Source organism: Cobetia sp. (assembly GCF_983723665.1).
On record NZ_CFDJES010000055.1, the window covers coordinates 1 to 3,470 of the forward strand.

At 63.3% G+C, this 3,470-nt stretch carries 2 protein-coding genes; both read left to right on the plus strand.

Annotation, left to right across the window (positions count from 1 at the left end):
• Positions 1 to 156: 156 nt before the first annotated feature.
• Positions 157 to 582 carry a YbaN family protein gene (locus tag AC4FAH_RS07480; RefSeq protein WP_225996323.1) on the plus strand — a complete coding sequence of 142 codons (426 nt, stop codon included), beginning with the start codon at positions 157 to 159 and terminating at the stop codon, positions 580 to 582.
• Between the two features lie 99 nt (positions 583 to 681).
• A complete protein-coding gene (gene pepN / locus AC4FAH_RS07485) occupies positions 682 to 3,333 on the plus strand; it encodes an aminopeptidase N (protein WP_490245831.1) in 2,652 nt (883 codons plus the stop codon).
• The last annotated feature ends 137 nt before the right edge of the window (positions 3,334 to 3,470 follow it).

The window sequence follows — 3,470 nt, forward strand, 5'->3', positions numbered from 1 at the left end:
GGGGGGCGTGGCCTTTCGCGATATCGGCAAGCCCGTTACCATGCACGCAGTTGCTATCAGGCGGATAGTCAGAAAGTACTTTTCCCATGAACGACTTGGCGTTTGACTGATAGCAGGAAGCACACGGTGTGTGACCGCAGGTGGTGAGGAACCGACATGATGATCTTTCGGCGCATGAAGCGTATCTGCTGGCTTGGCCTGGCCTGGTTGTTCTTCGGCATCGGCTTCGCTGGCATGTTTCTGCCGCTGCTGCCCACCACCGTCTTCATGCTGCTGGCGCTGGCCTGTGCCAGCCGAGGCTCCCCGCGCTTTGCGCGCTATATCCGTGAACATCCCCAGATCGGGCCGACGCTGGTGGCCTGGGAGCGCGAACGCGCCATTCCGCTGCGCGCGCGCATCATGGCGGTCAGCATGCTGGCCGTCTCGATGCTGATCATCCTGTTCACCGTCTCAGTGCTGGCCGTCAAGGTCTCGCTGCTGGTCTTCCTGTCGCTGCTGGCACTCTGGCTGGCCACGCGCCCGGAGCCCAAGGGCGAGGGGGCGAACCTTGCCGTCAGTGGCGAATCCCTTCCGCGCGAATGAGCGCTTCATCGCGGGCAGGTGAGGTGTCTGCTCCCTCGCTGTCCGCTGTCTTCCTGCCGTGAGGAGTCCTCTCCCGCGGCGCTGATTGCGGAGTCTTTGATGTCACAACCTGCAGCGATTCATCTTGCCGATTATCAGGCACCCGCCTGGCGTGTGCTGGACACCCGCCTGACGTTTGATCTGGCACCGTCGGCGACCCGTGTCACGACCGTGCTGACCCTCGAGGCCAATCCCGATGCCGCCGTGGGCAGTGATGCCACGCCGCCGCTGGTGCTCAATGGCGAGCATCTGACGCTTGAGTCCGTGCGTGTCGATGGGCGAGCGCTCGCCAGTGATGAATACAAGCTCGACGAGACTCACCTGACCTTGGCCGGCCTGCCGGCCAACTGTGAGCTCGAGACGGTGGTGGTGATCGACCCGGCCGCGAATACCGCGCTGGAAGGGCTTTATGTGTCCTCGGGCATGTTCTGCACCCAGTGCGAGGCCGAAGGCTTCCGTCGCATCACCTACTACCCGGACCGCCCGGACGTGATGTCGGTGTTCACCACCACCATCATCGCCGACAAGGACAGCTACCCGATCCTGCTCTCCAACGGCAATCCCGTCGAGCGTGGCGAGCGCGAGGGCGGTCGTCACTTCGTCACCTGGCAAGACCCGCATCCCAAGCCGTGCTATCTGTTCGCGCTGGTGGCGGGAGACCTGGTCAAGCATGACGACAGCTTCACCACCATGAGTGGCCGTGACGTCGCTCTGGAAATCTGGGTCGAGCCGGAAAATCTCGACAAGACCCAGCACGCCATGAACTCCCTCAAGGCCTCCATGAAGTGGGACGAGGAAGTCTACGGTCGCGAATATGATCTCGACATCTTCATGATCGTCGCGGTCAACGACTTCAACATGGGCGCGATGGAGAACAAGGGCCTCAACATCTTCAACAGCGCCTGCGTGCTGGCCAACCCCGATACCACCACCGACGCCGCCTTCCAGCGCGTCGAAGGGGTGGTCGCGCATGAGTACTTCCACAACTGGTCGGGCAACCGCGTCACCTGCCGTGACTGGTTCCAGCTGTCCCTGAAGGAAGGCTTCACCGTCTATCGCGACCAGACCTTCTCCGCCGACATGAACTCGGCGCCGGTCAAGCGTATCGAAGACGTCGCCATGCTGCGTACCGCGCAGTTCGCCGAAGATGCCGGCCCCACCGCACACCCGGTGCGCCCGGCGTCCTATATCGAGATTTCCAACTTCTACACCCTGACCATCTACGAGAAGGGTTCCGAAGTGGTGCGCATGGTCGCCAATCTGCTCGGGGAAGAGGCCTTCCGCCGTGGCAGTGATCTCTACTTCGCGCGCAACGATGGCAGCGCCGCCACCATCGAGGACTTCATCAGCGCGATGAGCGAAGCCTCCGGCCGCGACTTCAGCCAGTTCATGCGCTGGTACTCCCAGGCCGGAACGCCGAACATCGCCGCCAGTGGCACCTTCGATGCCCAGGCAGGCACCTATTCCCTCACGCTGCGTCAGTCCACGCCGCCTTCACCGGGGCAGGCGGAGAAGCTGCCGCTGGTGATCCCGGTGCGCATGGGGCTGGTCGGTGCCGATGGCAGCGATCTGACGCTGACCCTCGACGGCGAAGCGCTGGGCACGGAAACCGTGCTGGAGCTGACCGAGGCCGAGCAGACCTTCGTCTTCACCGGTCTTGCCGGCGATGCCGAGCCGGTGCCGTCGCTGCTGCGTGGCTTCTCGGCGCCGGTCAAGCTGGCCTTTGACTACAGTCGCGAGCAGCTGGCCTTCCTGATGCAGCACGACAGCGATGGCTTCAACCGCTGGGATGCCGGTCAGCGTCTGGCCATGGCAGCGCTTGAAGACCTGATGGCGGCCTGGCAGCGTGGCGAGCAGGAGGCCCAGCTGGATGAGCGCCTGCTGGCCGCCTATCGCTTCCTGCTCCAGAGTGAAGCTTCCGATCGTGCGGTGTTGGCCGAGATGCTGACGCTGCCCTCGGAGGCCTATATCGCCGAGCAGCAGAGTGTCGTCGATGTCGATGCCATCCACTGGGCGCGCAAGACCGCCAAGGCGCAGCTGGCCAGTGCGCTGCGCGACGACTTCGTGGCGCTCTATCACGCCAATGCGCAGCAGGGCGACTACGCGCCGACCTTCGAGCAGATGGCGCGTCGCAGCCTCAAGAATGCCGCGCTCAGCTATCTGATGAGCATCGAGGACGAGGAGGGCGTGCGTCTGGCCCAGGCCCAGCTGGCGGCGGCCCACAACATGACCGATGTGCGTGCCGCGCTGACGATGCTGGTGCACTCCTCACGCACTGACCTGGGTGACCCGGCGCTCAAGTCCTTCGCCGAGCGCTGGTCGCATGATCCGCTGGTGATGGACCAGTGGTTCTCGATCCAGGTCACGCGTCCGCAGGCCGATGTGCTGGACCGCGTGCGCTTCCTGATGGAGCACCCGGCCTTCTCGTTGACCAACCCCAACAAGGTGCGTGCCTTGATCGGCGCCTTCGCCGGCCAGAACCGCGTCAACTTCCACCGTCTCGACGGCGAAGGCTATCGTCTGCTGGCGGATGTGGTCATCGAGCTCAATCGTCTGAATCCGGAAATCGCGGCGCGCATCATCACGCCGCTGACGCGTTACAAGCGTTTTGATGCCAAGCGTCAGGACTTGATGAAGGCAGAGCTTGAGCGTATCCGTGGCGAGAAGCTCTCGAACAACCTGTATGAAGTCGTGGAGAAGGCACTGGCCTGATCCTCTGATCTGACCCTTGAAGACAGACGGCAGTCATCGCGCGATGCGATGACTGCTGCTGACATGAAAAAGCCCCTGCCGAATGGCAGGGGCTTTTTCATGTCACGAGCCTGGCGCAAGTCCCGTCAGGGCATCGC